Here is a 25,619-nt window from a genome sequence, read left to right as displayed (position 1 = left end):
GCGGTGCCGGTAGACATGAGTCTTTGGGCCCGGTCCGGAGGCACCGCCGCGCAGGCACCCGCCGGACGCCGCGATCAAGGCGGGAACCGGTGGGCCGGGGGCGGCAGTCCTAGGGACGGGGGCCTCGGCCCGGAAGGCCGTGCGAGCGTCCGCGGCCTGTACGGGGCGGTGGCCGGATCCGCGGCGGGCCCTCCTCTTCCCGCGCACGTCACAGGGGGCGTCGCGCCCCGACCGAATGGAGTCCGATGTCCGAGATAACCGCCGAGGAGCCGCGCCGGGGTGCGGCCGACCCGACGGTCTTGGCTCTGGCCGCGATATCCGCAGTGATGGCCGCGCTCCTGGTCAGAGTCCTCCTGCTGGACAGTGAGTCGTCGGACTACTACTACTTCCTCGGCCCCTGGTACCAGTACATCTCGGAGCACGGCGGGTTCGGCGCCCTCAGGAACGCGGACTTCTCGGACTACAACGTTCCCTACCTCTACCTCATGGCGGCGCTCACCTACCTGCCGGTGCCGGCGCTGGCGGGCATCAAGTGGATCTCGATCCTCTTCGACCTGGCGCTGGCCTCCTACGCGTTCCGCATCGTCTCCCTGCGGCGGCCGCAGCAGCCCTGGCACGCCGTCGGCGCGGCGGTGGTCGTCCTCTTCCTGCCCACGGTCGTGACCAACAGCGGCTGGTGGGGCCAGGCCGACGCGATCTTCACCACCTTCCTGGTCGGCGGCGTCTACCACGTGCTCCGCGACCGGCCCTGGTGGGCGTGCGCGTTCTTCGGGATCGCGCTGGGGTTCAAGCTCCAGGCGGTCTTCCTCTTCCCGCTCCTGCTGGTGCTGGTGCTGGTGAAGCGGATCCCCTGGTCGAGCCTGCTGGCCGTCCCGGCGGCGTACGTGGCGCTCGACCTCCCCGCCTTCCTGCTCGGCGCCGACCCGTGGCAGTTGCTGACGGTGTACACCCGCCAGCCGGACACGTACAAGCAGCTCACGCTCAACGCGCCGTCCGTCTACCAGTTCGTCTCCGTGCCGCAGGGTGAGGAGGACGCCGTGCGCGGCGCCGGCGTGCTGGTCGCGGGAGCGGTGGTCCTGGTGCTGATCGGGCTGGCCGTATGGGCCGTCCGGCGGGCCGGTGGCGTGGCGGGACGGGGCGGGAAGCCGGTGCTCACGGACACGCAGGTCCTGCTGCTGGCCACCACCTCCGCGATCGCGGTGCCGTTCCTGCTGCCGTCCATGCACGAGCGCTACTTCTACGTCGCCGACGTGCTCAGTGTGATCGTCGCCTTCCAGCGCCCCCGGCAACTCTGGTACGTGCCGGTCCTGGTGCAGTTGTCGTCCCTCGGCAGCTACCTCAAGTTCATCGCCCCCGACGTGTCACCGTACCTGTCGATGCCGGCCCACGGCGTGCTGATGCTGCTCGCGCTGCTCGCCGTACTGCGGGCCACGGCGGGGGAGTTCCGCGCCGAGCCGGCGCCGGGTGTCCCCGCCACCCCGCGGGAGCTGGTCCACAGCTGATCCTCGAAGCCTCCCGCGCGATGGAGGCCGTCACGGCCGGCCCTGCACGAGCGGGGACCGGCCGGTTTCGGGCCGGGACGACGCCGGCCCAGGCTCCCGGCGTCCACAGCGTCATCGGCTGCCAATCCGGTTGACGGCGCTTGCAGACGGCGCGGGGCCACCGGACGTTGGGAGGGCTCTCATCGTCCCGCCGAAGGGGCGGGTTCTCCTGTGGACCTGCGCCGGATCACTGCGATCCGGCGCAGACCTCGGCTGATGTGCGCCGACCCCGCCCACCGCTTCGGCCACGACGCCGTCGGCCGGTTTCGGCCGTGTCCTCGCCCGCTACGCCCACCCTGCGCGGCGAGGGCGACGCCTCGTGGGCCCGACATCCGGAGCCGGCCCTTCGGACAGCCGTCAACCCGTGGGTTCGCCCGTCTGCTGGTCAACCACGCACCTGAGTCCGCTGGGCCGGCCGACCGGATCTCCCCGAATCAGGGGTCACCCGGATGGGCTAATGGGTGTGGTGGGGCAGTTCCAAGGGGCGGAGCGTCGGGAGAGGGGCTCGGACGACGACAGGAGAGGAGCGGGATCATGGCAGCAAGAACACTCGGCGGCAAAGAGAAGATTGTCACCGTGATCGAAGTGGCCCTGCGTGACGGAAAATGGGAGTACAGGGATCTCAACCTCACTCTCCCGGACCCTCAGAATTCCGCCGAGTACGCTACGGAATCACCGGATACTCCCGGCCCGCCGAAGCGGGTCGTACCGCTCGCCTCGACTCGCACAACGGTCTGGCGTCGGTGAAGTCGGGGAAGGACTCCCAGCGCATCTACTGCATCCCTGGGAGGTCAGGCATGGCGAGGCCGTGCGGTGGCGGAACTTCACCGCCGACATCGGTGCGCCGGTCGCCGGCCTCGGGATTCCGCTGGCAGCCACGGTGCCGGGCGGCCTGACGGCCCACTGCTTCGACCCGCAGTGGTCTCGGGCCCCTTCAACGTCGATGACCTCCCGGACCCGACCAAGGAGGATTCGATCAAGGCGGAGGTCGGCAGCGGCGGAGGGCGGAACCGGCCGACGCTCTCCTCGGTCGAACCGGCCCCGGCGGATTCGCCGGAGTGAGCGATCGCGAGAGGACACTCGGCGCAGCGGCGTTCTCCTGGAAATGGGAAATCGACAGCCATGGAGCTCAACCAGTTCATGAAGAAGTGTCCGGGTGGATATCAGATTCAGGCCGCCGACGTCGAGGCATACGGAACGCTGGGGGCGACGGTCCTGTGGGACGACAAGTTGGCGGCCATCACGGCGGCCCATGTGGTGGATTCGGTCGGGGCACCGGTGTTCCAGCCCTCGTGGTATGCGAAGCGCCGTGATGATGTGCATGTCATCGGACCCGTTTCGGGAAGGTCGCGATACTTCACCTATCGGAATGCGCTGGAATATGGCCTCCGTCTTGAGGACATGCTTTATGACTTTGCGTGGATAGCTCCGGTGGCGGGAGAAACCATCTCGCAGATCCCGGGGATTTATGACGGCGATGCTCCACTGAGGACCCGGGACCCCAAGGACGGCGAACCTGTGAGCTGGCTCGGCAAGAAAACTGGCTCCGTTCAACACGGGAAGGTAGTGGACATCGACCGCTGGGTGTTTCGGGGCAACGACACTTTGGGATTTACCAGCCTTGGTCCGTGCATGCAGATCGAAGGTGGTATCGGTCTGGCGGGAGACTCCGGCGCCGCAATCGTTTCCCAGGATGACGGCAGGGTCATCGGTGTGCACGCCTTTGCCGAAAAGGGCAACAGGTATTCGGTGGCATCCAAAATCCCCCCGACTGCTCAGGACTTGATCCAGCACAGTACCCGGACAGTCGACGAGGAGACGTACCTCAAAAGACTGGAAAAATGGAGGAAGAGCAGGCCTTGAGCGGCCCCGGTGGCTGCCGGCGTCACGGGTCGGGGCTCCCGGCGGACCCGAACGGGAGCTGTTGGGGCGGCATGTCGTTGGCCCACCGCCGGAGGGGCGGCAGGGTGATCGCGCCGCCCGGCCGGCCAAGCCGGCGGGTGATCTCCACCGCCCGCCCCGGTCGGTCCGGGTCTGCTCCGCCCGACCGCGCTCGGCTCGCGCCCGGCAGGGCAGTCGGCGCCGACGGCCGGACCAGGGGAAACGACAGGGCGCTGCCTCGGCCTCACGGGCGCGTCGAGCGCCCCGGCGGCGCGGGTGGGCGACGGGCCGTCGAAGCCGGCTGCGGAAATTCCCGGGCGTACGCAACCTTTCGCCCCGCTCGCGGCATCACAAGTGATGTCAGGGCCGCGAGAAGGGAGGGGTGCCGTACGCGAAGCCACGGATGCACGGGTGGGCAACAGGTGTCGGCGCGCATCCGTCGTCGGCGCCTTCCTCGGGCGGATTCCTCCCGGTCCGTGCCACTGGCGGGGGATGAATTGGTTGCAGGCGGCCCGAGTTCCTGCATTCCCATTGAGTACGTATGCGATGTGATATTCCGGGGATGGATTCGGTATCTGTTGCACGGCTGTGACAGTCCCGTGCGACAAATCGTTCGATCCGCGGGGTGCGAAGGCTAGCATTTCGGCATGGCATCGAATCTCCCTCCGATATGGAATTCATCCGACAGCACGGCTCCCCGACCGTCCCGCAACTCGCCGCTTCGGCTGGCGCGCTACGGGGCGACCTTCCTGGGTGTGAGCGTGGTGTCCGGTGCGCTGCTCGCCGGCATGGCCCTGCCCGCCGCCGGGGCGTTAGGGCTGGCTGCGAAGGACACCGCGGAGGGGTTCGACGACATTCCGGACGACTTCAGGACCCCGCCGCTGACCCAGGCCACGCAGATCTTCGACGCCAAGGGCGGGCTGATCGCCAAGGTCTACGAGCGCGACCGTACCGTCCTCGCCGCCGACCAGATGTCGCCGTTCATGCGGCAGGCGCAGGTCGACATCGAGGACGCCCGCTTCTACGAGCACGGCGCCGTCGACCTCAAGGGCGTGCTCCGCGCGGTCAGCAAGAACGCGGAGAGCGGCACCGCCTCGCAGGGCGCCTCGACGCTGACTCAGCAGTACGTGAAGAACGTCAACGTCGAGAAGGCCGGCGAGGACCTGGCCGCCGTCCGGGAGGCCCAGCGCAAGACCCTGGGTCGCAAGATCCAGGAGCTGAAGGTCTCGATCAAGCTGGAGGAGGAGCTGACCAAGGAGCAGATCCTCACCAACTACCTCAACATCACGTACTACGGGAACGGCGCCTACGGCGTGGAGGCCGCCTCCCAGCGGTACTTCAGCAAGAGCAACAAGGATCTGACGATCGCCGAGGCCGCCACCCTGGCCGGGTTGGTGCAGAACCCGTCGGCCTACGACCCGAAGCTGCACCCGCAGGCCGCGCAGACCCGCCGCGACGTGGTGATCGACAAGCTGCTGGAGAACAAGCACATCACCGCGGACCAGGCCAAGGAGGCCAAGGCCGCTCCGCTGGGCCTCAAGTACAAGGAGCCGCAGAACGGCTGCATCACCGCCCAGGCGGGCATGGGCTTCTTCTGCGACTACGTCCGCAACGTGGTCAAGCAGGACCCGGTGTTCGGCAAGAACGTCGCCGACCGGAAGAAGTTCTGGGACCAGGGCGGCCTGAACATCTACACCACCCTCGACCCGGACAAGCAGGCCGCCGCCCAGAACGCGGTGAGCACCAACGTACGGGTCACCGACAGCGTCTCGGCCGCCGCCACCATGATGGAGCCCGGCAGCGGCAAGATCCTGGCGATGGCCCAGACCCGCCCGTACGGCGTGCTCGAAGACAGGAACCAGACCGTCGTCAACCTCAACGTGGACGTCGCGATGGGCGGCGGCAACGGCTTCCAGCCCGGCTCCACGTTCAAGCCGGTCGTCGCGGCCGCGGCGCTGGAGGCGGGTCTGCCGCCGACCCAGGAGTACTCGTCCCCGAACAAGCTCGAGTACCCGACGATGAAGACCTGCGACGGGACGTGGAAGAACGAGGCCCGGCCCAAGACGGTCGTGCCCAACGAGTCCGCGAACGAGAAGGGCCCCTACCAGCTGAAGCAGGCGATGGCGCTCTCGGTCAACACCTACTTCGTGCAGATGGAGCAGGAGATCGGCCTCTGTGCGGTCAAGCAGATGGCCAACAAGCTCGGCGTCACCGCCCGGGCCAGCGGAAAGCCCCTGGACGAGGTCCCCGCGATGGCCCTGGGCGTGGAGGAGGTGAGCCCGCTGACGATGGCCAACGTCTACGCGACCTTCGCCGCCCAGGGCAAGCACTGCGCCCCGATCGCCATCAGCAAGATCACCACCGTGGACGGCAAGGACATCCCCGCCCCGGCCGGCCACTGCGAGAGGGTGTTCTCCGAGGAAACGGCAGAGGCGCTGAACACCGTCCTCAACGGCGTGACCGAGAACAACGGCACCGGCGCGGCGCTCAGCCTGGAGGGCGGCCGGCAGATCGCCGGCAAGACCGGCACCTCGGACCACAAGAAGGCCGCCTGGTTCAACGGCTACACCCCGCAACTCGCCACCGCCGTCTGGCTCGGCGGCCCCAAGGGCGGCGTCGAGATGCGCAACATCACCATCAACGGGAAGTACCACACGGAGGTGTTCGGCGCCGACGGCCCCGGACCGATCTGGCGGGACGCCATGAACCAGGCCCTGCGGGGCACGCCCAAGCTGCCGCTGCCGATGGCCGACATCCCCGACCCGGCGCCCAAGCCCGACCCGAACGCCACCCAGACCGGCACGGGCTCACCGGCCACCACCCCGCCCGCCCCGCAGCACTGACAGCGGTGACCCCCGGGGCCGGCAGCGGCGCCGCCGTCCGCGGTCCGGGGACCGGTCCCGCGCGGGCTGTCCCCGCCAGGCCCCGGCTCCACGCCCACTCGGCGGACGTGGGGCCGGGGCGCGGCCAACCGGCCGGAGCGCGGTCGTTCTCGGGGATGCGGAGACCGATGCCTTCTGAGTCGCCGAGCAGTGCGCTGCCGGACGGGTGGCACCGCCCCGGCGCCCGGCGGTTCGGGTTGGCTCACCAGCCTCCTTGCTCCAGGCGGCAGTCGGCGATGAGACACATTCCTGCGCCGCATGGGAGGGGGATGCCTCGCAATCAGTTCATCTGCGGCCCGAACCGCTCCTTGTATGCGGATGGAGTGATGCCGGTCTCGCGGCGCATCAGCGTGCGCAGATTGGCAGCGGTGCCAAGCCCGCTGCGCCGCGCGACCACCTCGAAGCGGTACTCACCTCGCTCGATCAACCGGCAGGCCAAGGCGAGTCGTTCCCCCGTGAGCCACGCCCACGGTGTCGTTCCCAGTTGTGCCCGGAAGCGGCGGTGCAGCGTCGCCGGACTGACCGCCGCACGTGCCGCAAGGTCGGAGACCGTGAGCGGCGAGCCCAATCGCTCCTGGGCCCAGGCCAGGAGGGGCGCCAGGGACTCGTCCGGCACGTCGGGCATGGGGCGCTCCACGAACTGCTGCTGCCCGCCGTCCCGGTGTGCGGCGAAGACCAGCCGCCTGCTCACCGAGTTGGCGACCTCCGCGCCGTAGTCGCGGCGGACCACATGCAGCCCGAGGTCGAGTGCGGCCGCGCTCCCCGCGGCGGTGAGGATGTCGCCGTCGTCGACGAACAGCACGTCCGATTCGAGGTGGACGGAAGGGAAGCGGGCTCGGAAGGAATCCGCCCACTGCCAGTGCGCGGTGGCCCGCCGGCCGTCGAGGACTCCCGCCTCGGCCAGTGTGAAGGCGCCGCTGCAGAAGCCGATCAGGCGCGCACCACGTGCGTGCGCCCGTCGGACGGCATCGAGCACGGCGGGGCGGCGGGGCACCTCGGTGTCCGGGCGGTTGGGGACGATCAGGGTGTCCGCCGCGTCGGCGGCTTCCAGATCGGCGACTCCCGTGAGCGTGAAGAACCCGTCTCGCATCAGGGTGCGGGGCTTGGGGGAGCAGAGCCTGAAGTCGTAGAGATCACGACCGAGCTCCGGTCTGCGCAGACCGAAGACCTCGGTCGCGCAGCCGAGCTCGAAGGGGTTCGAGTTCTCGTCCACGATCACGACGACCCGGTGTACGCCCGCGGCCTGCACTGCGTGAGAGGATTCTTTCGCCACATGCAATTCCTAGCACTCACACCGACCGTGTGGAACGGCTCAGGATGAGCTCATGAGTAACGAACCCATCCCCCTCGGCGAGGCTCTGGCCTCCTTCGATGCGCTGTGGAGCCCCCGCATCGTCACGCGCGTCAACGACTATGACGTCCGCATCGCCAAGGTCGAGGGCGAACACATCTGGCACGCCCACGACGACACCGACGAGTTCTTCCTGGTGCTCGACGGAGAGTTGCACATCTCCTTGCGCGAGCCCGGTGGCGAGCGCACGGTCCTGCTCCCACAGGGGGCGGTCTTCACCGTCCCCCGAGGTACGGAACACAAGCCGTCTGCTCCGTACGGCGCCGCAATCCTCATGTTCGAGCCCGCCGGGACACTGACCGTAGGCGATCGTCACGACGAGATCCCGGACCACGTGGACTCGACGACCGGACATGCACTCAACGCCTGAGCCGACAGGCTTCGGGCGTCCCCGCTCGGCCGCCGGTGCAACGGAGTCGGGGACAGCCGAGCAGCCCCGCGCCGATGCGGCGCGGGGCTGCTGGAGGTCCGCGGTGGGTCAGCTGTTGGTGGGGAAGTCGCCGGCATGGATGCCGGCGACGAAGGCCTGCCACGCGTCGGCCGCGAAGGCGAGGGCAGGGCCGTGGGCGTCCTTGCTGTCCCGGACCAGGACTGCGCTCTCCAACTGACCGAACTCGACGCAGTTCTCATTCGGGTTGCTTGCGGTGGCCTTCCTCCACGTCACGTGGAGGGAGGAGGCGACGGAGTAGTGGGTCACTTGAGCTGGTCTCTCTTCTCTCGGATGATGTTGAGGGATTCGTCGAGACCAAGGGCAGTTGCCATGATTTCGTCGAAGGCCGTTCGATAGATGTCGACGTGATCGGGCTTCTCCACCCAATTGCTGGCGAGCATGTCGCTGAGCAGCACAAGGTCGAGGTCTCGTTGGCGAAACTCAAGGAGTGCAAAAGGCCCATTCATGCCAGGGTGCGGAGGGGCGAACGCTGGCATGACCTGGATACTGACATTCGGGAGGGCGCTCCACTGGACCAGCTTGTCGAGCTGATCGGCCATCACGCCATCCTGGGCCCTCATCGTCAGCGCGGACTCATGAATGACCGCCCACAGCTTCAGCGGGGCGTCACCACGTGTAAGGACTGACTGCCGATTGATCCGCACATCGACGCGCGCCTCGACGCTGGGAGTCGTGAAGACGCCGCTTGAGATGATGGCGTGCGCGTACCGACGTGTCTGGAGAAGGCCGGGGATGTAGGAAGATTCGTACGACTTGTTACCGATGGCGGTTTCTTCAAGTCGGATCAGATCGTGGTACAGCGGGTTCAGTTGATCAAATCCCGCCACCCAGCCGGGCCGGTGTCGGTCGCGGAGGATCTCTACGAGAACCTCCTTCAGCTCGGGTTCGCACTCGTAGAAGTCGAGGAGTTTTCGAACGATGTCGGGCTTCAACTGGACCCGCGCGTTCTCGTATCTGCTGAGCTTCACGAGGTTGAGGCCGTCGACCTGGGCGACCACTTCCTCGGCTGAGAGGTTCTTGAGCTCGCGGAGCCTCCTGAGCTCTGCCGCGATGCGCCGGTAGCGCACGGCCGGCACTGCAACTGCCATCTGCGTAACCCCTCCAGAGCTGTCCGTGGACCAGTGTGCATGCCGTCGGCGATGGTTCGCCACTGCCAATCCGAGCTTAGGGGCGGCACCTTGGCGACAGAACTGAAAGTTTTCATATTTGCCCGACATGGCTTGCGATGGCCTCGCACCATGCTCCATGCTGATGGTGACGGAGAGATGACGCACGGTGACATGCGTTGCCCGGCGTCTGTCCGTTGATGCCTCATGCCTCCGGCTGTCGCCGTGGCCTGATTCCCCGCATTCGGAAGGTGGTTCCCCCGTGTCCGGAACATCCGAAAGCCCGCCCGCAGCAACCGCTGGAAGCAGCTGCTGGCTGCTGCGCAGCAAGCGATCGCCGGGTGAAGCGCGTCGTCTGCTCGAAAAGCTGCTCGCCGACGTCCCTGACGGTCAACGCTTCGCCGATGTCGGGCTGTTGCTCGTCTCCGAGCTGGTGACCAACGCCGTGATCCACGGGACGCCAAGCGGCAACCGCATCCGCCTGGAGCTCTCCGTCAACCGCGTCCGCCTGCGGATCGAGGTGCATGACGCGCGGGCGGAGCGGGAGCCCGTGCTCCGCCCCAGCTCCGCCGATGACGAGAACGGACGAGGCCTCATCCTCGTCAAGTCCCTCTCCCAGCGCTGGGGTTGCTGCCCGCGAACGGGGCTCGGGAAGATCGTCTGGGTTGAGATCGGCCCGGCCGCCACCGTCGGGGGGTGTGCCGCGTGAGGGATGACCGCCTCGTCACCGTCGAGATCACCGGCGGCGTCATGCCGCCGACGACCTTCCCGCTCCTCCCGAGGGCCCTGGACTCCCTCTGGTCCGCCCTCCAGTTCCGCCCGCTGAGCAGGCCGCAGTGGCTGTGGTTCGAGCGTTACCTCACCGGCCCCTGCGCCGAGCGTGTCGTCGCCGAATACCTCAACTACACCGGGCCGTTGTCCCTCCCGGTCATCCTCCCCGAGGGCGTCCACCACCTGCGCATCGACTGGGCGCCCCCGGGGGACGTTCGGTGATCCGACTCCTCTACCCCTGGTGGTTCGTCCACTGCTCCCGCGCGCCGGTCGCGCGGCTCATCCGGGCCGAACGCCGCCGCATCGAGGCAGAGTTGGCGCACACACTCCCCGACTCGTCCGAGCGGGTCAGGCGTCGCGTCGAGCAGGCCCTCGCCGACCGACACCACTGACGCGCGCAGCCTTGGAGCCGTTGCCCCGAGGTCGCGCCATTCGCGATCGCGAGGCCTCAGGCCGACGCGAACTCCTCCCGTACCTCCCGCGGCCCGAACGGCCAGGTGCGTTCCGCCCGCGCCCAGAGCAGGAACGCCCCGCACCCCGCCGCCACCCACGCCAGCGACCACTCGATGGGGTGGAAGCCGGGCGCGTTCCGGTCGGCGTAGCCGTAGATCACCAGCCAGCCGACCGCGGCGATGACGCCCGGCGCCGGGTAGAGCCACATCCGGTACGGCCGCAGCAGCCCCGGCTGGCGCCGCCGCAGGACGCTCACCGCGAGTATCTGGGCGAGCGCCTGGACGATCACCATCACCGTCGTCAGCAGGTTGATCAGCACCGTGAGCGGCGGGTGCGCCGCACTGCTGCCCAGGTGGCGGCCGAGCAGGAAACCCGCGGCCGTGAGCGCGCCCATCGCGGCGAGCCCGTACACCGGGAACCCGTGCTTCGCGTGCAGCTTGCCGAAGGCGCGGAAGAACACCCCGTCGCGCGCCGCGTCGTACGGGACCCGGGAGCCGCCGAGCAGCCCGGCCAGTACGGAGGCGAACGCGGTGATCAGGATGAGGACGGTGACGACGTCCGCCGCACCCTTGCCCCAGGTGCTCTCCAGCACCGCCGAGGCGACCGACTTCGACGCCACCGAGTCCGGGTCCAGCATCGCGTGCCAGTCCATCGCCCCCAGCACGCCCACCTGCAGCAGCAGGTAGATCGCCATGATGCCGGCGATGGAGAGCACGATGGCGCGCGGCAGTACCCGCCCGGGCTGCCGGACCTCGGCGCCCAGGTAGGCGGCGGTGTTGTACCCGAGGTAGTCGTAGATGCCGATCGTCAGGCCTGCCGCAAAGCCGAGCCAGAACTGCCCGTGTGTGAGTTCGATCGCGTGGGCGGGCCAGTCGAAGGCGCGGCTCGGGCTGAAGTGGGTGTAGCAGGCCAGGATCACGGCCGCCACGGAGGCGATCATGACCACCCACATCACGGTGGTGAGCCTGGCGATGTTCTCGACCCGACGCCAGAGCAGGAGGACCACCAGTGCGCAGAACGCCAGGCCGACCGCGTCACCCTGCCCGTCCGTCATCCCGGGCCACAGGTAGCCGAGGTACTGGACGAAGCCGACCACGCCGGTGGACATGATCAGCGGGATGAAGAGCATCGCCGTCCAGACGAAGAGGAACGGCATCAGCCGGCCCGTCCGGTACTGGAAGGCCTCGCGCAGGTAGACGTACGTGCCGCCGGAGCCGGGGAGCGAGGCGCCGAGCTCGGCCCAGACGAGGCCGTCGGCGAGGGCGAGCACGGCGCCGGCGATCCAGCCGATCACCGCCTGGGGGCCGCCGAACGCGGCGACCATGAGGGGGATGGTGACGAACGGTCCGATGCCGCACATCTGGCTCATGTTGATGGCGGTGGCCTGGAAGAGGCCGATTCTTCGGGACAGACCTGGGGACGACACCGTGGGCCTCCGGAGTTGGGGGAGTGGGCGCCCGGCTGGGGCGCGGGGGTTCAAGTTAGGGAGCTTTACTAGATTCGTCAAGGCTGACCGGAGGTGACGGAGTTGACGGGGGTTAACGGGTCGATCATTGGGAAACTTTCCTAACGAAAGTCATTGACCGCGCGGCCCGGTGCCCCGATTCTGGTGGCGCCCGCCGCGGCTGCCGCGGCGCTCTCCCGTCCTCCCCCCGGCCTGTCGCCTCCGAGTGGCGGGCCGATGAAAGTGAGTTGGCATGCACAAGGCTGTAGGAGTCCGTCTCACCGCCCCGTTGCTGGCCGCCGCCCTCGGCCCGGCCGCCCTGCTGCTGGCACCCGTGAACACCGCGTCGGCCGCCCCCGCCGCCGCGAGCGCCGTACCCGGGATGGCTGCCGCGCCGTACGAGTACCTCGGCTGGGGCAGTCCGCAGAAGCCGACCGACGTGATGAAGGCGACCGGGGTCAAGTGGTTCACCCTGGCCTTCATCCTCTCCGACGGCGGCTGCAACCCGAAGTGGGACGGCAGCCGGCCGCTGGCCGGGGGCTCCGACGAGGCCGCGATCAAGTCGATCCGGGCGGCCGGCGGCGACGTCATGGTCTCGGTCGGGGGCTGGAGCGGCAACAAGCTGGGCGAGAAGTGCTCGAGCGCGAGCGCGCTGGCCGGCGCCTACCAGAAGGTGATCGACGCCTACGGGCTGAAGGCGCTGGACATCGACATCGAGAACACCGAGTTCTCCAACGCGACGGTCCGTCAGCGGGTGGTCGACGCCCTGAAGATCGTCAAGACCAGGAACCCCGGCATCGTCACCTACATCACCATGGGCACCACCCCGAGCGGCCCGGACGCCACCGGCAAGGACCTGATCAAGCGCGGTGCCGCGGCCGGGCTGGCCAACGACGGCTGGGTCGTCATGCCGTTCGACTTCGGCGGCCACAGCGGCACCATGGGTCAGGCCACGGTCAGTGCCCTGGACGGCCTGAAGGCGGCGGTCAAGAGCGCCTACGGCTACAGCGACGACGCCGCGTACCGGCACACAGGCGTGTCATCCATGAACGGGAAGACCGACGAGGCAGGCGAGACCGTCACCACCGCTGACTTCCGCACCATCCTCGGCTACGCGAAGCAGCACCACCTCGCCCGGTTCGCCTTCTGGTCGGTCAACCGCGACCGCGCCTGCGGCTCCGGCGCGGACGCCGACGCGTGCAGCGGTATCGCGCAGTCCCCGTACGAGTTCACCAAGATCGTCGTCCAGTACCAGGGTTGAGGAGCACCCCGATGGCACACCCGCGCCGCCCGCGGACGGCACTCGCCAGGGCCGGGGGCGCAGCACTCGCCACCGCTGGCCTGGTCCTCGGGGTGACGGTGGCGCCGTCGGCGACCGCCGCCCCGGCGGTCACGGCGAGCACCGATTACCAGGCCGAGGACGCCCTGCTGATGCAGGCCAAGACGGCCGCCAACCACACGGGGTACACCGGTACCGGCTTCGTCGACTACACCAACACCACCGGCTCCGCCGTCGAGTTCACGGTCAGCGCCACCGCGGCCGGCACCACCTCGCTGGCCTTCCGGTACGCCAACGCCGGCACGGCGAACCGTCCGATGGACATCGCGGTCAACGGGAAGGTCGTCGCAGCCGGTGTCGCCTTCCCGCCCAGCGCCGACTGGGACGCCTGGGCGGAGAAGACCGTCACCGTCGGCCTCGGAGCCGGCACCAACCGGATCCGGGCCACCGCCACCACCGCCGACGGCGGGCCCAACCTGGACCGCCTGCGGGTGGGCGCCGCGGCCGACACCACCCCGCCCGGCCGTCCCGGCCCGCCGAGTTGCTCCGGCATCGGGTCGAACGGCCTGACGCTCGGCTGGGGCGCCGCCACCGACAATGTCGGCGTCACCGCCTACGACCTGTACGAACACGGCAACAAGCTCGCCGAGGCGCCGGGGACGGCGACGTCCTGGAAGCTCATCGGGCTGACCCCCGCCACTACCTACAACCTCACGGTGATCGCCCGCGACGCCTCCGGCAACGCCTCACCGGCCAGCGTCGCCGTGGACTGCACCACCGCGGCGAGCACCGACCCGCCGCCCAGCCGGCCGGGCACGCCGGTCGTTTCGGCGGTCACCGCCACCGGCGCCACCCTCAAGTGGGCTGCCAGCACGGACGACAAGGGCGTGGTCGGGTACGAGATCCGCAGCGGCTCCGCCGTCGTGAAGACCGTGACCGGCACCCCGCCGGCCACCACGGCGACGGTCACCGGGCTCGCCTGCGACGCCCCGTTCACCCTGGCCGTCGTGGCCCAGGACACCGCGGGAGGCTACTCGGCGCCGTCCGGCACCGTGTCGTTCACCACCGGCGCCTGCCCGGCCGACGGCGGCGTCCCGGGCTCTCCGACCGCCTTCTCCGCCGGGTGGACGGTCCCCTGGGGCATCGGCTGGCTGCCGGACGGCACCAGTGCGCTGGTCACCGAGCGTGACAGCTTCAAGGTCTTCCGGCTCACCACCGCAGGCACCAGGACAGAGGTCGGCACCGTGCCCAACGCCGTCACCACCGACGGCGAGGGCGGTCTGCTCGGCACCGCCGTCGACCCCAACTGGTCGGCCAACCACTACGTGTACTTCATGCACACCGCGGCCGAGGGCAACCGGATCGTGCGGATGACGTACAACGGCAGCAGCCTGGGCGGCTACACGGTACTGCTCCAGGGGATCAAGAAGAACCGCTACCACAACGGCGGTCGGCTGGCCTTCGGCCCCGACGGGTACCTGTACGCGTCGACCGGCGACGCCCAGACGTCCTCCCTGGCCCAGGACAAGAACACGCTCAACGGGAAGATCCTGCGGCTGACCACCGACGGAAAGCCCGCCCCCGGCAATCCGTTCGGCAACTACGTCTACAGCTACGGCCACCGCAACCCGCAGGGCCTGGCCTTCGACCGCAACGGGCGGCTCTGGGAGGCGGAGTTCGGCGACTCCAAGCGGGACGAGCTGAACCTCATCAAGCCCGGGGCCAACTACGGGTGGCCCACGTGCGAAGGCCCGTGCAGCGTGGCCGGGATGACCAATCCCAAGGCGAGCTGGCCGGTCGACCAGGCCTCGCCGAGCGGCATCGCGATCGTCCGCAACGTCGTCTACATGGCCGCGCTGCGGGGCGAGCGGATGTGGCGCATCCCGATCGACGGGGACACCGAGAACGTCTCCACGCCGACCTCCTACTACGTCGGCACCTACGGCCGGCTGCGGACGGTGTCCAAGGTGCCCGGGGCCGACCGGCTCTGGCTCACCACCACCAACGCCGACAACAACGGCGGGGCGGCCGACGGCGCGGACAAGATCTTCACGCTCGCCATCGGCTAGTCGTGCCCCGGCGACGGACCGGCGGGGCCGATGCCTCACTGGTCCGCCGCGTCTGCTTGAGTGGTGGTCGGCTTGCGGGGTATCAGCCGAAGAAATTTCGAGGAGGACTGTCGAATCGGGATCGGCCGTTCGACATAAGGGTGTCGGGCAACAACAACCACCTGGAAGGACGGCCGCCATGGCTCAGTACGCGATCCTCATCTACGCGAAGGCCCACGTCGAGGTGGCCGAGGCCGTTCCCGGGGCGGGGCAGGCCCACGACCGCCACTTCGAGGACATGGTGAAGTCCGGCTCCCTGCTGGCGGCGTTCGCGTTGCAGCCCGCCGCCGACACGGCGACCTCGATCCGCGGCGACCTGGTGACGGACGGCCCGTTCGTCGATGCCAAGGAGGTCATCGCCGGCTTCGCCGTCATCGAGGCGCCCGACCTGGACGCCGCTCTGGAGATCGCTCGGGCCAATCCCGCCACGCAGCAGGGCGGTGGCGTCGAGGTGCGGCCCATCGAAGGCGGCTTCGTCGCGGATCGGCCCGCTGGGGTATGACGCTCCCGGCAGACGTCGAAACGGCGGTCGCCGACGCGCACCGTCGCGGCTGGGCCCTCGTGCTCGCCGCGACGGTGCGCGTCGCACGTGACCTGGACCTGGCCGAGGAGTGCGTGCAGGAGGCGTATGCCGCGGCCCTGGCGAGCTGGGCCGGCGACGGGATCCCGGACAACCCGGTGGCCTGGCTCACCACCGCGGCCAAGCGCCGCGCGATGGACGCGGTACGGCGCGAGCGGACGTTCCGTTCGAAGCTCCCGCTGCTGGTAGTTCCCGAGGAGACGGAGGACGAGGTGGCCATCGACGAACCGGCCGCCGCCGAGCCGCAGGACGTGGTACCCGACGAGCGCCTGCGACTGATCTTCATGTGCTGCCATCCGGCGCTGGCGCAGGAGGCGCAGCTGGCACTCACGCTGCGGTTGGTGTGCGGGGTGACGACCGCCGACATCGCCCGGGCGTTCCTGGTCCCGGAGCCGACGATGGCCGCCCGGATGAAGCGGGCGAAGAAGAAGATCGCGGCTGCGCGGATCCCCTTCCGGCTGCCGGGGGCGGCCGAGCTGCCGGATCGGCTGCGCTCGGTGCTCGGCGTGATCCATCTGCTGTTCACCGTCGGGCACACCGCGCCGTCCGGCGCATCGCTGGTGCGGGGGGACCTGGTGGACCGGTCGCTGCGGCTGGCCCGGATGCTGCGGGAGCTGATGCCCGACGAGCGGGAGGTGCGGGGGCTGCTCGCTCTCCTGCTGGTCACCGACGCCCGGCGTGCCACCCGGGACGACGACGGTCGCCTGCTGCGACTGGAGGACCAGGACCGATCGCTCTGGGACCGCTCGGCGATGACCGAGGCGCATGATCTGATCGTGGACGGGCTGCGCTCCGGGCGACCGGGCCGCTACCTCCTGCAGGCAGCCATCGCCTCGCTCTACGCCGAGGCGCCGTCCTACGACCTGACGGACTGGCCGCAGATCATCACCCTGTACGACGAGCTCCTGTCGGTGTGGCCCTCACCGGTGGTGGCGTTGAACCGCACGGTGGCGGTCTCGATGGTCGCCGGGCCAGTGCAGGCGCTGGAACAGGTCGCGGAGTTGGAGAAGGACGGCCGGCTCGCGAGATACCACTACCTGCCGGCGATCAAGGCGGACCTGCTGCACCGGCTGGGCCGCTCGCGGGAGGCGTCGATCGCCTACCGTCAGGCACTGGAGCTGACCGACAACGACGCCGAGCGCGAGTTCCTGACCGAACGCCTCGCCCGTCCGCTTCGGGCGTAGGTGCCGAACCATCGGCCGACAGCTCCGAGGCTGCCTCGGCCGGCTGCGGCAGATCGGCCGCCGGACTTCGTCCTCCTCCGAGCTCCGGGCGACCGCGACGGTCACGGCAACCATGCCTCGCACCCGTTCACCCGCTCGGCGTCCTCCCGCGGCAGCTCACCATCGAGGACTTCGAGGAACCAATGTCGTGAGACACCACACCTAGGCCTCGGTGCGGTCGATCTCGCTCTCCCGGACCAGCCAGAGCGCGAGCGCCGCGCCGACCAGACTGACCAGGCCGCCGAGCAGCAGCACCGTGTTGAGGCCGTCGAGGAACCCCGCACGGGCGGCGTCCCGGACGGCCTGCCGGGCGGGCTCGGGGAGGGCGTCCAGGGCCTCTGGCAGGCTGCCGGAGGAGGCGGCCTCGATCAGTTCGCGCGGGTGGGCGCCCTCCGCGGTCGGCGTGCCCGCGGTGAGTTCGCGGACCTTGTCGGCGCCCCGGCCGACGAAGATCGCCCCCCAGACGGCGATGCCGACCGCGATGCCGACCTGCCGGAAGGTGTCGTTGATGCCGGCCGCCATGCCGCTCTTCTCCTTCGGCACCACGCTCACCGCCACGTCCGCGATCACCGGGTTGATCAGGCCGACGCCCGCGCCGGCTACGAGGAAGCCGGCCAGCAGGCCCGTCCAGTCGTCGTCGGCCTGGATGCCACCCATCAGCAGCATGCCCGCGCCGACCGCGACGAGGCCGACGCAGAGCATCAGCCGGGCCTGCACCCGGGAGAGCATGAACCCGGCCAGGGGGGCGACGAGGAAGCTGAGCGCGGTGATCGGCAGGTAGCGCACGCCCGCCGCGAACGGGGAGAGCCCGAGGTAGTTCTGCAGGTAGAGCGTCAGGTAGAGGAACAGGGCGAAGAGCGAGCTGGACACCGCGAACGCGGCCAGCTGTACGCCGGTGAACGCGTGGCGGCGGAACAGCCCCAGCGGCAGCATCGGCTCGGGGACGCGGAGTTCGATCACCACGAAGGCGGCGAGCACCACGGCCGAGCCGATGAACAGCGACACGATCAGCGTGCTGCCCCAGCCCTCGGCATTGCCGCGTACCAGCGCCAGGACGAGCAGGAAGAGCCCGGTGCTGAACGTCACCACTCCGGCCCAGTCGACCCGGGTGGCGTTCGGGTCACGGCTCTCGGCCAGCTTGAGGTAGGTGACCACCAGGGCGGCCGCCCCGATCGGCACGTTGAGGTAGAAGATCCACTCCCAGCCGAGCGCGTCGGTGAGCGCCCCGCCGACCAGCGGGCCGACCGCGACCGCAACGCCGATGGTCGCCCCGTACGCCCCCATCGCGGTGCCGCGCTCGCGGCCGGGCGGGAACTCCTGGGCCACGAGCGCGAGCGAGACCGCGAACATCACGGCGCCGCCGACGCCCTGGACGGCCCGGGACACGTTGAGGAAGGTGGGGTTCGGTGCCAGGGCGCAGAGCAGCGAGGCGCCGGAGAAGATCACCAGGCCGACGGCGAACGCCCGGCGGCGGCCGAGCCGGTCGGCGAGCGAACCGGCCGTCAGCACCAGCGCGGCCAGGGAGAGCGCGTAGGCGTCGAACACCCACTGGAGGTCGGTGAAGCTGGCGCCGAGGTCCTTGCGGATCGACGGCAGGGCGACGTTGACCACCGTGATGTCGAGCAGCAGCATGAACGTCGCGACCGAGACGGCGATGAGGGTCCACCACTTGCGTTGCACGGCAGCCGGTCTCCTTGGCCTGCCGACCGGGGTTCGGTCGGGACGGCACCGACCGTATGCAACGGGATGGCGTAAACCCGGGCAAACGCGGCCGATCGGGGGTTTTAGGCCCTGTCCGGCGGAGGGGGGAGACGGCTGCCCGGCGGCGGGCGGCCCGGCTCAGGGGTCGTTCCGGCCCTGCTCCGTCACCGCGCGGGGCCCGCTCCCGCAGCCCCGTCTGCCGACCCCGGCCGCACAACCCCGTGGTCAGCTCCCGGCGGCGCCGAGGGCGGCGGCCACGGCCGGGAGGCGGCCCATGGTGTGGGCGACGGTCAGGCCGTCCATGTAGTCACGGGCGTGGACGATCAGGCCGTCCCGGACCCGCAGCACCAGCAGGCCGGGGAAGCTGAACGGTCGGCCCGTGGTGGTGAGTTCGCCGCGGACGAGCTGCTCGGCGACGATCACCTCGGGGTCGGTGCTCTCGTGCGTGGCGACCTCGCGGATCTCCAGCGGCTTCGCGGGGCTGGCGCTCCAGGCCGCCCGGTAGGCGGCGCGCACCTCCTCGCGGCCGTGGTAGGCGGTGGGCATCCCCGGGAAGAGGAAGGGGAGTTCGTGGACGCCGTCCTCCGCGTAGAGGCCGGCGAGGTCGTCGGCGGACTTGTCGAGGATGGCCTGGCGATAGCGGGCCAGGACGCTGCGGGCAGAGGTGCTGTCCGGCATGTCGCGGACTCCTTCCGGTCGGCTGCTGTGGTCGGCGGGCCGATCCTGCCAGAGGCGCCCGGCGCCCGGGGGCGGAATCACGGCGCCGGCGATCACTGCCGGGGCGATCGCCGACGCTCCGTAGTCGGGAGGTCTCGATCTGCCAACAAGTGCGCGAACCGTGTGGGCACGGTGTCGCCGATCTGATGGAATCACGATCCTCTTTCAAGTGGAACGGAGTGTTCTCCCCTCATGGATTCACGGATGCGCGGCGGCCGTCGCGGACTGGCCTCCGTCGCCGGACTCGTCCTCACCATCGGCCTGGCCCTGACCGGTTGCGACCCGGAGACCGGTGGCGCCGCGGCGCCACCGGCCGCCTCGGCGCCCGCCGTGACGGCGCAGGCCACGCCCAGCACCACGGCCCCCGTGCCGACCACCCCCGCCCCGGCCGTCCCGACCCCGCCCGCGTCGGCCCCGGCCGCCCCGACGCCGCCCCCGGCGGCCACCGTGCCCGCGTCACAGCCGCCCGCGCCGACCGCCCCCAAGCCGCAGGCGCCCGTCACCAAAGCCGCGCCGGAGCCGAAGGCGACCACCCCCCAGCCCCCGGCCGACCCCGAGCCCGAGCCCGCCCAGACCAAGGCCGCCGCCGGCGACTGCGAGATCCGCTCCAACGCCGGCAACTGCTACCAGGCGGGGCAGTTCTGCCGTAACGCCGACCTCGGCAAGAGCACCCATGAGGCCGGCGGCCGGGTGATCTACTGCCGGATGGTCAGCGGCAAACCGCACTGGCAGGCGTGACGTCGCGGGCGTCCGGCGGAGCGGACCACCCGACGCCCCCTCGGGATCAGCCGGCGGGGGTGGTGAGCGTCTCCCAGAAGAGCCGCTCATAGGCCTGGAGGAGCGTGCCGTACTCGCGTGCGGCGGCGAGGGTGAGGTCGTCCAGGCCGGGGTGGTCGTCCGGGGTTTCCGGGGTGCTTGGGGCGCCTGGGGTTTCCGGGGCCAGGGCCGCCGCGGCCTGCTGCTCCAGCGCGGTGGCGGGCTGGGCGAAGGCGTCGCGGCTTGAGCGAGCCGGGTAACCAGCACCCGCACCGCATGCACGACGCGCTGCCACACACGCGCCAGCCGCACGCGTCAGGCCGAGCTCGCCCTCTACGAGGACCCGAACGCGGTCGAGGACGAGGCCGAGCAACCCGTTACCAAAGCCACACGGGTCAGCTGCGGCCGAGCGGTGCGCCGTGCCAGCGCCAGTTCGTTCGGCGGGGGCGATCAGGCGTCTCAATGCGTCCGGTAGCCCACAGAAGAGTCGACCACGGGGTATCGATGACGGTGACGTCGGGGAACAGCCGCGCGAGGACTCGCTCGCTCAGGTCCTGCGGGGGCTCCCAGACGCGGTTCAGACCCTGGGCGATGTCGTGGGTGTGAACCAGGGTCTCGACGACGCCCATCGCTGCGAAGCCTTCCGGGTCGGAGGCGCCGAAGACGTGCGGGGCCAAGGTGGCTGCGTCGGTGGTGTCGACGACGGTCGCGAGCAGTCCGCCGCAGGCCTCCACGACGGTCAGGAGTCCCCCGGGTCCTGCCTCGTGGTCCCCGAAGATGACATTGGCCGGTCCATCCGGTCGATCACTGGAAATGCGCAGCGGGACGCGCGGTGCGGCGATGGGCTGCGCGAGCCCGAACCGTAGCGCGTACGTGAGCAGGTCGTCCGCGAGGTGCTCGAGGGTCTCCCAGCAGGTCCACTCCAAGCCGCCAGCCTGGGCGTGCCATTGGGCAGTCGGGACGCCTTCGAGGACGTGGACGCAGCAGGCGACGGCCTGGCGCACGTGGTCCCCGTTTACCGGCATGTGCGGCTCTTCAGGCTGTGGCATGCGGAGATCCTACAAGGCCGGAGCGGTGTGATCGGCTTGGCGGCCGTAACTCAGCGTCATCTGACCAGGACTCGCAAACTATCGTGCACCACTCGCAAACTGCGGTGCTCCGTCACACTGTCCGCCCACAGGCCAAGATCAAGATCTACAGCTGGTACTAGGTTCACCATGAGATCGGGTACAGGTTTCATGGCACCGTCCTCCTGCGGTGCCCTAGCGTCGTGCCATGACGATTCCAGCTGGACTGAGACGCACGGTCCTCCGGGCGCGGCGGGACACCGGCTTTCTTGCCGCTGGTGTGCTGCCGCACCTGGCGCTGGTGCCCGTGTGGGCCTGGGCGGCGGCGACTACCGCCAGGACGGGGAACTGGCTCCTTACGGTTTCCATGTCGGCCGCCCTGGTCCTGCTCGGAACCCCGGTGCTGACGGCCGTTCAGCGGGCTCGCTACCGGGTGCTCATCGGTGTGGACGTCCCCCGGCTCGCCCCCACCGCGCCGGAACGATGGACGTGGGCCTCGACCGCCCGGTGGCTCGCGGCGACGCGGCCTTGGCGCAAGATCGGCTACCACCTCCTGCTGGGCCCGCTGCTCGCGCTGCTGGAGGTGCTGGTGCTCGCGGTGGCAGCGGCGTGCCTGGCGGGCGTCATCGCCTACGCCTGGTCATGGGCGCTGCCAACCGGAATCCGCCAGGACTGGTTCGGCTACCTGACCCAGCTGCCGGCTTACACAGCGGCTGGACTCCTCCTCCTGTGCGCCCTGCCCTGGACCGCGCGGGCAGTGGCCCGGGCCGAGGCGCGGCTGGCGTTGGGCCTGCTCGGGCCCAGCCGGGCGCAGCGGCTCCAGGAGCGGGTCGATCAGCTGGCCGTGAGCCGGACCGACTTGATCGAGGCCGTCGACGCGGAGCGCCGCCGGATCGAGCGCGACCTGCACGACGGCACCCAGCAGCGGTTGGTGTCTCTCGCGGTCAACCTGGGTCTGGCCCTTGCCGCCCGCCCGGACCTGCCGAGTGATGACCGCGAGGTGATCGCGAGAGCGCACCTGGAGGCGAAGGAGGCGATCGCCGAACTCAATGACCTGGTGCGGGGGCTGCACCCGGCCGTGCTCGAAGACCGAGGTCTGGACGCGGCGTTGTCCGGGCTGGCTGCCCGCACGCCCCTGCCGGTGCGGCTGCGGGTCAATCTGGAGGAGCGGGTGGCGCCCAACGTGGAGTCGGTCGCGTACTTCGTGATCTCTGAGGCGCTGACCAATGCAACGAAGCACGCCAACGCGATGCATGCAGAGGTGATAGTCCGTCAGGTCGGAGAGGTGCTGCGAGTGCGCGTTACCGACGACGGGCTGGGCGGTGCCGACGCCGCCGCCGGCACGGGGCTGAACGGGCTGGCCAAGCGGGTCGGCTCCCTCGACGGGGCCTTCCACGTCAGCAGCCCCGTTGGCGGGCCCACCACCATCACCGCGGAGCTGCCGTGCGCGCGGTGATCGCCGAGGATTCGGTGTTGTTGCGGGTCGGCCTGATCAAGGTGCTGGAGATGGGCGGGTTCCAGGTCGCCGCGGAAGCCGGCGACGCGGAGGGGCTGTTGGCGGCAGTGGCGGAGCACCGGCCCGAACTCGCCTTGATCGACGTCCGGATGCCGCCCGGCTTCACCGACGAGGGGGTGCGGGCGGCGATGGAGATCCGTCGGCGCTGGCCGGGGACGCCGGTGGTGCTGCTTTCGCAGTACGTGGAGGAGCGGTACGCGGCTGACCTGCTGTCTGCGAACACCAGCGGTGTGGGCTACCTGCTCAAGCAGCGGGTCGCCGATGTCGCCGACTTCGTGGCGGCGGTCCGGCGAGTGGCGGACGGGGGCACGGCCCTGGACCCGCAGGTCGTCGCCCAGTTGCTGCTGCTGCGGCGCGACAGCGACCCGCTCGCGCGGCTGACCCCCCGCGAACGGGAGGTGCTCGGCCTGATGGCCGAGGGGCGCTCCAATGCCGGCATCGCGCAGGCGCTGGTGGTCAGCGAGAGCGCTGTGGCGAAGCACATCAACAACATCTTCGCCAAGCTTGACCTGCCCGTGGTCGACGCGGACCACCGCCGCGTCCTGGCCGTGCTGCGGTTCCTCGGAGCGTCCCGGGCCTGACCTTCCCATCCGTGGCGAGACCGACGAGGTCGACACCATTGCACCCTCGCGCAGTGCCTCTCACCAGGGCGGATGAGGCTGTCGGCAAGGGCAGGGCCGTCCGGGGGGATATCCCCGCGCAGTCCCCGCACGGGACCAATCCGGGCATATCAACCGCCCGATCGCGGCTCGTATCGAGTCTCGCGGATGCGCCAAAAACGAAAAGGCCCAGGTCAGTTGGGTTCTGACCTGGGCCTTGAAGAGGTGGGCCGCCAGCGGCTCGAACCCTGAACCTACGGATCGAAGGCCGGTATCAGGAGATGGAGAAGACGGACGCCCAGTTCTGGCTGGCCGAGCCGGCGGAAGCGGTGTTGGCGGTGACCGCCTGGCCCGCGGTCGCGTTGCCGTCCAGGACGAAGCCGGTGGCCGGGTTGGTCAGGGTGTATGTGCCGACGGCGTTCTGCGTCGCCTGCCACTTCTGGTTGGAGCCACCGAGGTTGACGGCCTGAAGGGAGACCTGACCGCCGGCGGTGGTCGGTGCGGTCAGGTAGAGCGGGATCGGGCAGCTGTCGTAGATCCGCACGGTGCCGTCGCCGTTGGCGGTGAACTTCCAGCGCTGCGAGGCTCGGGAGGTGTCCAGCGCGGCGAACTCGGCCACCGACGAGATGGTGACGCTGCAGGTCCCGCCGCGCTGGAGGGCGACGCCACCGCCGTTGCTGAGCGCGTGGTAGGCGTTGTCGCCGACCACCGTGGGGCCGTAGTTGATGGCGTGCGTGTCGAGTGCGGTCAGCGCGGCGCCGGTGGTGGACAGCGGCGGCACGGCCGTCGGGCGGACGTTCTTGAACCAGTCGGCGAAGGTCGCGGGGGTGTGCGAGGCCAGGGTGGTGATGGTGCGGTCCCAGCTGCCGTCCACCTGGTTCCACAGCTGGAGCAACGCGCCGTCCACGTTGCCTTGCACCTGGTCGCCGGTCTGCCAGTTGGCGGCGGCGGTGAACGGGTAGGACGAGCCGTCCGGGAACACGTAGCGCTGGTCGCCCAGCAGGTAGGCGGCCACCGAGTCGCCGAAGCCCTCGGTCCAGGCGCAGGTGGCGGACGACACCCGCTGGATGAAGTGCGGGTTGCAGTTGGTGACGGTCGGGAACGTGCCGTTGTACAGCCGGTTCTGGAAGAAGTGGCCCGCTTCGTGCAGCACGGTGTGCTCGGAGTCCGGGTCGGTGTCGGACAGGTGCACGGTGTTCGACAGGTCGTAGTACGGGCCGTCGAAGGACCCGGTCTGCCAGCGCACCGTGAGCGTGGTGCAGCTCGCGGCGTTCGTCTCGGCGGCCGTCCAGCACGGGGTGGTCGAGTTGGCCCGGCGCGACCAGAGCAGGTTGACGGTGTCGAAGGCGTGCCAGGCGCGGGCCGCGGTGGTCGGTTTGACGGCGCCGAGAGCGACACTGGCCGATATGTTCGACTGCGTCGGCGTGTCGTAGGTGTAGACCGTGCCGCTGGAGTCGGCGACCCGCCACACCTGGTTGTTACGGGTGGCGAAGTGCACGAACAGGTGGTCCATCGCAGTGGTGTTGACCGGGGTGTAGCAGAGGTTGAACGAACCGTCGGCGGCACCGGTCAGCTGGGTGTCGGTGTTCAGCTTGTGGTCGGTGTCGGTCGACTTCTCTCGGCCCCAGAGCTCGACCGAGGCGTTGCGGGCGGCCCGGGTCAGAGTCGGCTTGGCGGTGCCCGCCTCGGCAGACTGGTAGTCGAACTGAAGGGTGCCGCTCAGACAGATCGGCTGCGCGGCGGAGGCGACGCCTGCCGAGAGCGGCACGATGACGCCTGCGGCGAGCGCCGCCGGCACCAGCATGCGGAGCAGGGCGGTGGACCGGTGTGACATGGACGTCCTTCCCGAAGGTGCCCGGATCCGCCGACCGACGGACCTGGCGCAGGGGGGCCGGGTTCCCCGGCCCGGTCCACGACGCATCGTCGGATGACGGGCCGTCCGAACCGTGAGCCATCGTCGGTTCAGCGCCACGCCGCCCACCAGGGGCGCACGGAATCACAGCCATCGGTTGTGGAGTTCGCGTGTACGCCCGCGCATGCTCGGACCGGCCGTGCGCCCCTCATGTGCCGCGGTGTCCTCGTCCAGCCTCGCCGCCGCGCTGCCGGGCGGTCGGGCGGCGGGCCGAGCGTGGAGGCTGAACTCGGCGGTGCGGCAAGACCGTTCGGTGGGAGCGCGCCCGGGCCCCTGCCATG

General features: G+C 70.0%; 23 protein-coding genes. 14 read left to right on the top strand and 9 right to left on the bottom strand.

Translation table 11 applies throughout. The annotated features are described in order from the left end of the window. Positions 1-245 precede the first annotated feature (245 nt). From OG286_RS04005 to OG286_RS03995, 3 genes are all read left to right on the top strand, one after another. Positions 246-1,502, top strand: coding sequence for a glycosyltransferase 87 family protein (locus OG286_RS04005; protein ID WP_405363104.1), 1,257 nt, complete (start codon positions 246-248; stop codon positions 1,500-1,502). A 1,161-nt stretch (positions 1,503-2,663) separates the two neighbouring features. After that, positions 2,664-3,404, top strand: a complete 741-nt coding sequence (locus OG286_RS04000) for a hypothetical protein (protein ID WP_405363106.1) — start codon at positions 2,664-2,666, stop codon at positions 3,402-3,404. 773 nt (positions 3,405-4,177) lie between these two features. Next, the gene (locus OG286_RS03995; protein ID WP_405363108.1) at positions 4,178-6,265 is read left to right on the top strand and encodes a transglycosylase domain-containing protein; all 2,088 of its coding nucleotides are present in this window, start codon (positions 4,178-4,180) and stop codon (positions 6,263-6,265) included. A 319-nt stretch (positions 6,266-6,584) separates the two neighbouring features. Here OG286_RS03995 and OG286_RS03990 read toward each other — a convergent pair whose 3' ends face one another. Further along, positions 6,585-7,523, bottom strand: a complete 939-nt coding sequence (locus OG286_RS03990) for a helix-turn-helix domain-containing protein (RefSeq protein WP_396322310.1) — start codon at positions 7,521-7,523, stop codon at positions 6,585-6,587. 106 nt (positions 7,524-7,629) lie between these two features. Here OG286_RS03990 and OG286_RS03985 point away from each other — a divergent pair, with 106 nt between their 5' ends. Beyond that, entirely contained in the window at positions 7,630-8,025 is a 396-nt protein-coding gene (locus tag OG286_RS03985; protein WP_405363110.1) for a cupin domain-containing protein, read from the top strand. Between the two features lie 108 nt (positions 8,026-8,133). Here OG286_RS03985 and OG286_RS03980 read toward each other — a convergent pair whose 3' ends face one another. Both OG286_RS03980 and OG286_RS03975 read right to left on the bottom strand, forming a co-directional pair. Next, complete coding sequence (locus OG286_RS03980) at positions 8,134-8,352, bottom strand: DUF397 domain-containing protein (protein WP_405363112.1); 219 nt, start codon at positions 8,350-8,352, stop codon at positions 8,134-8,136. Then, complete coding sequence (locus tag OG286_RS03975; protein ID WP_396322313.1) at positions 8,349-9,194, bottom strand: helix-turn-helix domain-containing protein; 846 nt, start codon at positions 9,192-9,194, stop codon at positions 8,349-8,351. The genes OG286_RS03980 and OG286_RS03975 overlap by 4 nt, the downstream gene beginning before the upstream one ends. Positions 9,195-9,474: 280 nt before the next feature. Between OG286_RS03975 and OG286_RS03970 the strand changes: the two genes are divergently transcribed. The 3 genes from OG286_RS03970 to OG286_RS03960 are packed head-to-tail and all read left to right on the top strand — an operon-like array spanning position 9,475 to position 10,375. Continuing rightward, the gene (locus OG286_RS03970; RefSeq protein ID WP_405363115.1) at positions 9,475-9,921 is read left to right on the top strand and encodes an ATP-binding protein; all 447 of its coding nucleotides are present in this window, start codon (positions 9,475-9,477) and stop codon (positions 9,919-9,921) included. After that, positions 9,918-10,205, top strand: coding sequence for a hypothetical protein (locus OG286_RS03965; RefSeq protein WP_405363117.1), 288 nt, complete (start codon positions 9,918-9,920; stop codon positions 10,203-10,205). Before OG286_RS03970 ends, OG286_RS03965 begins: the two co-directional genes overlap by 4 nt. Continuing rightward, complete coding sequence (locus tag OG286_RS03960; RefSeq protein WP_396322316.1) at positions 10,202-10,375, top strand: hypothetical protein; 174 nt, start codon at positions 10,202-10,204, stop codon at positions 10,373-10,375. The genes OG286_RS03965 and OG286_RS03960 overlap by 4 nt, the downstream gene beginning before the upstream one ends. A 56-nt stretch (positions 10,376-10,431) precedes the next feature. On the opposite strand, the gene OG286_RS03955 is transcribed toward OG286_RS03960, so the two are convergent. After that, a complete protein-coding gene (locus OG286_RS03955) occupies positions 10,432-11,862 on the bottom strand; it encodes an APC family permease (RefSeq protein ID WP_396322317.1) in 1,431 nt (476 codons plus the stop codon). A gap of 271 nt (positions 11,863-12,133) precedes the next feature. Between OG286_RS03955 and OG286_RS03950 the strand changes: the two genes are divergently transcribed. From OG286_RS03950 to OG286_RS03935, 4 genes are all read left to right on the top strand, one after another. After that, entirely contained in the window at positions 12,134-13,141 is a 1,008-nt protein-coding gene (locus OG286_RS03950; protein ID WP_396322318.1) for a chitinase, read from the top strand. A gap of 11 nt (positions 13,142-13,152) precedes the next feature. Further along, positions 13,153-15,228 (top strand): PQQ-dependent sugar dehydrogenase, encoded by a 2,076-nt coding sequence (locus tag OG286_RS03945; RefSeq protein WP_396322319.1) that lies wholly within the window; start codon positions 13,153-13,155, stop codon positions 15,226-15,228. Positions 15,229-15,406: 178 nt separating this feature from the next. Continuing rightward, positions 15,407-15,769, top strand: coding sequence for a YciI family protein (locus OG286_RS03940; RefSeq protein WP_396322320.1), 363 nt, complete (start codon positions 15,407-15,409; stop codon positions 15,767-15,769). Further along, a complete protein-coding gene (locus tag OG286_RS03935; protein ID WP_396322321.1) occupies positions 15,766-17,031 on the top strand; it encodes an RNA polymerase sigma factor in 1,266 nt (421 codons plus the stop codon). The genes OG286_RS03940 and OG286_RS03935 overlap by 4 nt, the downstream gene beginning before the upstream one ends. Before the next feature lie 201 nt (positions 17,032-17,232). On the opposite strand, the gene OG286_RS03930 is transcribed toward OG286_RS03935, so the two are convergent. Together OG286_RS03930 and OG286_RS03925 are read right to left on the bottom strand one after the other, a co-directional pair. Further along, positions 17,233-18,750 (bottom strand): MFS transporter, encoded by a 1,518-nt coding sequence (locus OG286_RS03930; RefSeq protein ID WP_396322322.1) that lies wholly within the window; start codon positions 18,748-18,750, stop codon positions 17,233-17,235. 246 nt (positions 18,751-18,996) lie between these two features. After that, positions 18,997-19,449, bottom strand: a complete 453-nt coding sequence (locus tag OG286_RS03925; protein ID WP_396322323.1) for a nuclear transport factor 2 family protein — start codon at positions 19,447-19,449, stop codon at positions 18,997-18,999. A 243-nt stretch (positions 19,450-19,692) separates the two neighbouring features. On the opposite strand from OG286_RS03925, the gene OG286_RS03920 reads away from it, so the two are divergent. Next, positions 19,693-20,226: a hypothetical protein gene (locus OG286_RS03920; protein ID WP_396322324.1), complete on the top strand. Its 534-nt coding sequence runs from the start codon at positions 19,693-19,695 to the stop codon at positions 20,224-20,226. A gap of 46 nt (positions 20,227-20,272) precedes the next feature. Here the strand turns inward: OG286_RS03920 and OG286_RS03915 are convergent, their stop codons facing one another. Continuing rightward, entirely contained in the window at positions 20,273-20,539 is a 267-nt protein-coding gene (locus tag OG286_RS03915) for a hypothetical protein (protein ID WP_396322325.1), read from the bottom strand. 100 nt (positions 20,540-20,639) lie between these two features. Then, the gene (locus OG286_RS03910; RefSeq protein WP_396322326.1) at positions 20,640-21,293 is read right to left on the bottom strand and encodes a DinB family protein; all 654 of its coding nucleotides are present in this window, start codon (positions 21,291-21,293) and stop codon (positions 20,640-20,642) included. A gap of 226 nt (positions 21,294-21,519) precedes the next feature. Here OG286_RS03910 and OG286_RS03905 point away from each other — a divergent pair, with 226 nt between their 5' ends. Next, a complete protein-coding gene (locus OG286_RS03905) occupies positions 21,520-22,767 on the top strand; it encodes a sensor histidine kinase (RefSeq protein ID WP_405364734.1) in 1,248 nt (415 codons plus the stop codon). Then, positions 22,755-23,408 (top strand): response regulator transcription factor, encoded by a 654-nt coding sequence (locus OG286_RS03900; protein WP_283471430.1) that lies wholly within the window; start codon positions 22,755-22,757, stop codon positions 23,406-23,408. Before OG286_RS03905 ends, OG286_RS03900 begins: the two co-directional genes overlap by 13 nt. Positions 23,409-23,700: 292 nt before the next feature. On the opposite strand, the gene OG286_RS03895 is transcribed toward OG286_RS03900, so the two are convergent. Next, positions 23,701-25,260 carry an RICIN domain-containing protein gene (locus tag OG286_RS03895; protein WP_396322328.1) on the bottom strand — a complete coding sequence of 520 codons (1,560 nt, stop codon included), beginning with the start codon at positions 25,258-25,260 and terminating at the stop codon, positions 23,701-23,703. Between the last annotated feature and the right edge of the window lie 359 nt (positions 25,261-25,619).

This window comes from Kitasatospora sp. NBC_00039, assembly GCF_045160625.1.
GTDB lineage: Bacteria > Actinomycetota > Actinomycetes > Streptomycetales > Streptomycetaceae > Kitasatospora.
This window is presented reverse-complemented; position numbering and strand designations above follow the sequence as displayed.